The sequence below is a fragment of the Kitasatospora sp. NPDC053057 genome (assembly GCF_044546945.1).
In the GTDB taxonomy this organism is placed as follows: Bacteria; Actinomycetota; Actinomycetes; order Streptomycetales; family Streptomycetaceae; genus Kitasatospora.
Window position 1 is genome coordinate 72,083 of sequence record NZ_JBITZP010000038.1, and the last position, 6,488, is coordinate 78,570.

At 75.2% G+C, this 6,488-nt stretch carries 5 protein-coding genes and 1 pseudogene; 1 reads left to right on the forward strand and 5 read right to left on the reverse strand.

The genetic code is table 11. The features are described 5' to 3' along the window. Window positions 1-79: 79 nt before the first annotated feature. Window positions 80-1,147 (reverse strand): NUDIX domain-containing protein, encoded by a 1,068-nt coding sequence (locus ACIG5E_RS30700; protein WP_396538908.1) that lies wholly within the window; start codon window positions 1,145-1,147, stop codon window positions 80-82. 417 nt (window positions 1,148-1,564) lie between these two features. Between ACIG5E_RS30700 and ACIG5E_RS30705 the strand changes: the two genes are divergently transcribed. Beyond that, window positions 1,565-2,479 (forward strand): ribokinase, encoded by a 915-nt coding sequence (locus ACIG5E_RS30705; RefSeq protein ID WP_396538910.1) that lies wholly within the window; start codon window positions 1,565-1,567, stop codon window positions 2,477-2,479. A 67-nt stretch (window positions 2,480-2,546) separates the two neighbouring features. On the opposite strand, the gene ACIG5E_RS30710 is transcribed toward ACIG5E_RS30705, so the two are convergent. From ACIG5E_RS30710 to ACIG5E_RS30725, 4 genes and pseudogenes are all read right to left on the reverse strand, one after another. Then, entirely contained in the window at window positions 2,547-3,458 is a 912-nt protein-coding gene (locus tag ACIG5E_RS30710) for a C40 family peptidase (protein ID WP_396538912.1), read from the reverse strand. Between the two features lie 327 nt (window positions 3,459-3,785). Continuing rightward, complete coding sequence (locus ACIG5E_RS30715) at window positions 3,786-5,210, reverse strand: acyl-CoA synthetase (protein ID WP_396538914.1); 1,425 nt, start codon at window positions 5,208-5,210, stop codon at window positions 3,786-3,788. A 178-nt stretch (window positions 5,211-5,388) separates the two neighbouring features. Beyond that, entirely contained in the window at window positions 5,389-6,351 is a 963-nt protein-coding gene (locus tag ACIG5E_RS30720; protein ID WP_396538916.1) for an electron transfer flavoprotein subunit alpha/FixB family protein, read from the reverse strand. Between the two features lie 45 nt (window positions 6,352-6,396). Then, window positions 6,397-6,488: pseudogene (locus ACIG5E_RS30725) on the reverse strand (electron transfer flavoprotein subunit beta); the annotation flags it as partial.

Consider the following 6,488-nt stretch of genomic DNA (forward strand, 5'->3'; position numbering starts at 1 on the left):
CCACCGCCCGCCCGACCAACCGGGGCGCCCCGCCCCGGTCCGCCGCGTCGGCTCTCCGCGTCGGTCCTCCGCGTCGCGCCTACACGGCGTCCGCCGTGCTGGCCAGGCCGAGCGCCACCCGGCTCCCCGCCTCCAGGTACCGCAGCTCCCCGCTCCGCCGGGCGTCCAGCGCGGCGGCGAGGCGCCGGTAGCGGCTCGGCGGCAGCAGGTCGGCCGCCTCGTCCAGCGTGACGAACCGGCAGCCGCGCAGTTCCTCCTGCTGCAGCAGCAGGTTCTGCCGGCCCGTATCGTCCAGCAGCCCGCCGTCGTACATCAGCCGCAGGCCGCCGCGGCGCGGGCCGGTGCGCGGCTCCCAGTCGACGGCGAGCAGGCGCAGCACCGAGGGGTCGAGCCGCAGCCCCAGCTCCTCGGCGGTCTCGCGCAGGGCGGCGTCGGTGGGGGCCTCGCCGCGTTCGACCACACCGCCGGGGAAGTCCCAGTCGGGCTTGTAGACCGGGTCGACGAGCAGCACCCGGTCCTGCTCGTCGAAGAACAGCACGGCCGAGGCCACGGTGTCCCCGGTCGGGTCCGGGGCCTGGACGATCGGGCAGCGCGCGTCGCCGACCCGGACCAGCTCGGCTATCCGGTGCGCGGTCTCGCGCGGGGTGAGCGCGCTGGTGTCGAGCATCCGGGCGTCGCCGACCAGCCAGCGGCGGGCGGCCCGGTAGCGGGGCAGGTGTTCGAAGCACCAGGTACGGACCCGCTCGCTGGCCTCCGGGTCGCCCGGGCACTCCTCGCGGTGCGCGATGCGGTCGCGCAGGATCGTTTCTTCGGGGTCCAGGACGAAGTGGTGCACCGCGATCCCGTGCGCGGCGAGGTCGCCGAAGATCTCGTCCCGGTAGTCCTCTCTGAGTAGCGTCATCGGCACCACCAACGGGCCGCCGACCTCGCCGATCAGCGCGGCCGCCGTCTCGGGCACGAGCCGGCGCCAGGCCGCGAGGTCCTGGAAGTCGGACACCGTGGCCAGCCGGTCGGCCGGGAGCATCCGGCGCAGTCCGAAGCCCACCAGCTCGGGATCGAAGAGCACGCTCCCGGGCAGCAGTTCCACCAGCTCGCGGCAGGCGCTCGTCTTGCCCGCCCCGAATGTGCCATTGACCCAGACGATCACAACGTCCCCTGCCCTCGACTTGCCCCGGTGCTGTTCGCACCGGGCAGCGCCCCCGTCGGCCGAACCAGCGCCACCCGTGGTGGTACCCGCGCGATGCCGCTCCCCAAAACTGCTCGACGCGCCCGCCCACGCGCCCCTGCCCGCCCCTTGACAGGGGCATGTGCCCAGGCCACGGGCCCGGTACGGACATATGCGAACGGCCGACATCAAAGCCGCACCCTGCGGCCACCCCTTGCGCACAGGAAGTCGGACCGGCCGACTTCCGGCGCGCACCCCACCCGTACGCCGCTCGCGCCGCCCCTGCGCCGCCCCACGCCCCTCCCCACCCCCCGCCCGACCGCTCTCCGCCCTCCGCCCTCCGCCCGCTTCGGCGCGTACCCCTTGCGCCGCCCGCGCCCCGACACGTACAGAGGAACGATGAAGCTGCTCCCCGCCGGCCGGGTCATCGTCATCGGCTCGGTCAACACCGACCGGATCCTGCGCTGCCCCGTGCTCCCCGCGCCCGGCGAGACCGTCCTCGCCGCCGACGAGACCCGGGGGTTCGGCGGCAAGGGCGCCAACCAGGCGGTGGCGGCGGCCCGGATGGGGGCCACGACCCACCTGGTCGCCAAGGTCGGGCGCGATGCCGACGGCGAGGCGGCGCTCGCCGATCTGCGCGGCGCGCAGGTCGAGACGGGCGCCGTGCACACCCAGCCCGATGCGCCCACCGGTCAGGCGATCGTCATGGTCGACCCTTCCGGCGAGAACAGCATCGTGGTCGTCCCCGGCGCCAACGCCCGGCTGACCCCGGACGAGGTCACCGCCGCCCTGGCCCGGCTCCACCTGCTCCCGGTCGACGTCGTGCTCACCAGCAACGAGGTCCCCGCCGAGTGCATCCGCGCCACCGCCGCCGCCCTGCCCGCCGCGGGCCCGAACGGCGGCACCCGCTGGCTGCACAACACCGCCCCGGCGGGCGATCTGCCCGGTCCCGGCCCAACCGGCCGCCGCCCCCTGGTGGTGGCCAACGCCGTCGAGGCCCGCCAGCTCACCGGCGCCGCGACCGCCGCCGAGGCCGCCCACGCCCTCGCCCGGCTGGCCGAGGGGGCGGTGGTCACCCTCGGCGGTGAGGGCGCGCTGGTCGTCACCGGGGAAGGACTCACCCGACTGCCCGCGCCCGCCGTCCGGGTGGTCGACACCACCGGCGCCGGCGACGTGTTCTGCGGCGCGCTCGCCGCCCGGCTCGCCCGGGGCGCGGCCCTCCCCGAGGCCGCCGCCACCGCCGTGGCCGCCGGGGCGTTCGCCGTCACCGCGCTCGGCGCCCGCGGCGCGCTCCCCCGCCCGGCCGACCTCTGACCGGCCGACCTCTGACCGGCGCTGCGGGGCGCCCGGCCCGCAGGCCCGGGCGCCCCGCACGGGTGCGCTACGGCCGTCCCATGAACGCCGGGTAGTACCCCTTGCTGATCCCCGAGATCCGGACCCGCGTCCCGGGCCGCGCCGCCTCCACGTACTGGTTGTTACCGAGGTAGATCGCCACGTGCTGGATGCCCCGTGCGGTCCCGTCCGGCGACCAGAACAGCAGGTCACCGCGGCGCAGCTGGCTCGCCTTGATCGGCGTGGTGGCCGCGTACTGGTCGTTGGCGACCCGCGGCAGGGCGATGCCGCCGCGCCGGAAGGACTGCTGCACCAGGCCCGAGCAGTCGTACCCGTCGGGCCCGTTGCCTGCGGTCCGGAACGGCTTGCCCAGCTGGGCGAGCGCGTACTGCACCGCGGCCTCGACCCCGCGGTCCTCCGCCACCGAGCCGCTGGAGGCGCCGCCCGAGGAGCCGGACGAGGACGAGGAGCCACCGGTCCGCTGCAGGTAGACGTCGTAGTGGGAGGTCCAGCGCCACTCCCCCTTGCTGTTCTCGAACCAGTACCGGGAGCCGTCCCAGCCCTGCTTGATCCCGCCGTTCGAGGACTTCGACGAGGACGTCGACGACGACGTGGACGAGGACGTGGACTTCGAGGAGGACGTCGCCCCGCCGGTCCGCGCCACGTACACGCTGTAGTGGCTGGTCCAGCGCCACTGTCCCTGGCTGTTCTTGAACCAGTACCGCGAGCCGTCCCACCCGGCGTGCGCCGGCGCCCGCTCGGCCACGGCGGGGCTCACGCCGGTGCCGAGGCCGATCGCCCCCGCGCCGACCGCGATCACGGCCGCCATGCCTAGCCCCCGGCGGATCCGCCCGGCCCGCGCGGGGCGGGCGGCGGTGGCGGAACGCGCGTCGGTGGCGGGGGCGTGCTGCCCGGTCGGTTCGTCGGCGGCATCCGGCGCGCTGGTGTTGACGGTGGTCATCCTGCTGACTTCCTTCACTGCTGCGAACGCACTGCGGCGTACGGCCGCCGAACGGGCGGCTGCGGAAACTGCTGCGGACACGCGGTACGCCCCGGCACAGCCGGTTCGTACGGCTCGGCAGATCCCCGTCCGACGTGCCGCGGCCTCCGGCCGTGCGACCGGAAGCCGCGGCATCTCGCCCAGGGATTCAGTTCTGCCTGCGTGTCACGTTAGGCACGCGTCCGCTCACTGCGCGCAGTGGAGTGAGCCAAAGGAAGGTTTCCGGGCGAGTGAACCGACGGTGCATCAGGGTGAGCATCCGTCACCGGAGGCCGTCCCGACGCCCCCTCAGCAGCGGCCTACGGCCTCCGCCAGTAGCTGTTTCTTAAGCACCTTCCCCAGGGCGTTCCTGGGCAGTTCGGGCACCAGGACGACCCGGCGCGGCCGCTTGTGCACCGAGAGCCGCTCCGCCACGAATGCCGTCAGCTGTTCCCCCGTCACGGCGCCGTCCGGGATGACGTACGCGACGATCGCCTGCCCGAGGTCCTCGTCCGGCGCGCCGACCACCGCCGCGTCGGCGACCGCCGGATGGTCGCGCAGCGCGGCCTCCACCTCGCCCGCGCCGATCCGGTAGCCGCCGCTCTTGATCAGGTCCACCGAGGCGCGGCCGACGATCCGGTGGAAGCCGTCCGCCCCGATCACGGCGACGTCCCCGGTGCGGAACCAGCCGTCCGCCGTCCAGGCCTCGGCGTCGGCGTCCGGCCGGTTGAGGTAGCCGCTGAACAGCGTGGGGCCGGAGACCTGCAGCTCACCGACGCTCTCCCCGTCGTACGGCACCGGCTCGCCGTCCTCGCCGACCAGCCGGGTGCGCACCCCCTCCAGCGGCAGCCCGACGCTGCCGGGTCGCCGCTCACCGTCCGCCCGGGTGCTGACGGTGATCAGCGACTCGGTCATCCCGTAGCGCTCGATCGGGGCGTGCCCGGTGAGCGCCGCCAGCTTCTCGAACACCGGCACGGGCAGCGGGGCGCTGCCGGAGACCAGCAGCCGGGCCGAGGCCAGCCGCCCGGCCGCCTCCTGGTCCGCCGCCAGCCGGGACCACACGGTGGGCACGCCGAAGTACAGGCTGCCGTCCGCCGCCGCGTACCCCGCCGGGGTGGGCCGGCCGGTGTGCACCAGCCGACTGCCGGTGCGCAGGGCGCCGAGCACGCCGAGTAGCAGGCCGTGCACGTGGAACAGCGGCAGGCCGTGGACGAGGGTGTCCTCGGCGGTCCACTGCCAGGCGGCGGCGAGGGCGTCCAGGTCGGCGGCGATCGCCGCGCGCCGGATCACCGCGCCCTTGGGTGCGCCGGTGGTGCCCGAGGTGTAGAGCACGAAGCCGGTCGCATCGGCGGCCGGCTCGGCGTACGTGGTCGCCGAGCGCTCGGCGGGGTCGACGGGCAGGGCCGCCACCGACGCTCCGTCGGGCGCGGCCTCCCCGGCGGCGTGCGCCAGCAGCGCCGCACCCGAGTCGCGCAGGATGTGCTCGCGCTCCTTGGGGCCCGAGTCGGGCGGCAGCGGCACCACCGGGACGCCCGCCAGCAGACCGCCGACCACGGCGGTGACCGTCTCCACGGTGGGCCGGGCGAGCACGGCGAGCGCGGGAGCCCCGGCCACCCGGTCGGCCACCGCGGTCGCCGCGCCCAACAGCTCCTCCCGGGACAGCGCCCGGCCGTCGATCCGCAGCGCGTCGGCCGCGTCGCCGCGGTCGCCCTGAAGTGCCGTCAGCAGTGCCATGCTTCCGTCCTCGCCCTCGTCCTCGCCCTGATCGCGCCGCAGGCTCCCGCGCCCGGCCGCCGTCGGGCCGACTCTACGGGCCGGCGCGGCGCTCCCTCCGGAGCGGGGGGCGGAAACGGCGGAGGGCGCGGCACCGAGCACCCGGTGCCACGCCCTCCGGTCCATGGGACCGGTCGGATCAGCCCTTGCGGGCCTTCACCTCGGTGGTGAGCTGCGGCAGCACCGCGAAGAGGTCGCCGACCACGCCGTAGTCGACCAGCTCGAAGATCGGGGCCTCGGGGTCCTTGTTGACGGCCACGATGGTCTTCGAGGTCTGCATGCCGGCCCGGTGCTGGATGGCGCCGGAGATGCCCGCCGCGATGTAGAGCTGCGGGGAGACCTGCTTGCCGGTCTGGCCGACCTGGTTGCTGTGCGGGTACCAGCCGGCATCGACGGCGGCACGCGAGGCACCGACGGCCGCGCCCAGCGCGTCCGCGAGCTCCTCGACCACGCCGAAGCCCTCGGCGGCACCGACACCACGGCCGCCGGAGACCACGATGGCGGCCTCGGTCAGCTCCGGGCGGCCGGTCGAGACGCGCGGGGTGCGCGAGGTGACCTTGGCGGCGTTGCCGGTGAACTCCACCGACACGTTCTCGACGGCGCCGGCGGCCGGAGCGGCCTCCGGGGCGACGGCGTTCGGCTTGACGGTGATGACCGGCGCGCCCTTGGTGACCTTGGACTTCACCTGGAAGGACGCGGCGAACACCGACTGGGTGGCGACCGGACCGCCGTCGCCGGCCTCCAGGTCGACGGCGTCGGTGATGATGCCGGAGCCGATCCGCAGCGCGACGCGCGCGGCGACCTCCTTGCCCTCGCCGGAGGACGTCACCAGCACGGCGGCCGGGGACACCGTCTTGGCGATCTGGGCCAGGGCGTCCACCTTGGGGACGACCAGCTGGTCGGCGAACTCGGCGCCCTCCGCGACGTACACCTTGGCGGCGCCGAACTCGGCGGCCTTGGCGGCGATGTCGGCGGCCGCGGCACCGGCGCCCAGGACGACGGCGGACGGCTCGCCGATGCGGCGGGCCAGGGTCAGCAGTTCGAGGGCCGGCTTGCGGACCGCACCCTCGGCGTGGTCCACCAGAACCAGGATCTCAGCCATGATTCGTTGCTCCTGATCGATCGTTGGATGCGCTGACGGGCGGGACTAGATGAACTTCTGGTCGGCGAGGAAGGCGGCGAGCTGCTTGCCGCCCTCGCCCTCGTCCTTGACGACCGTGCCCGCGGTACGCGCCGGAC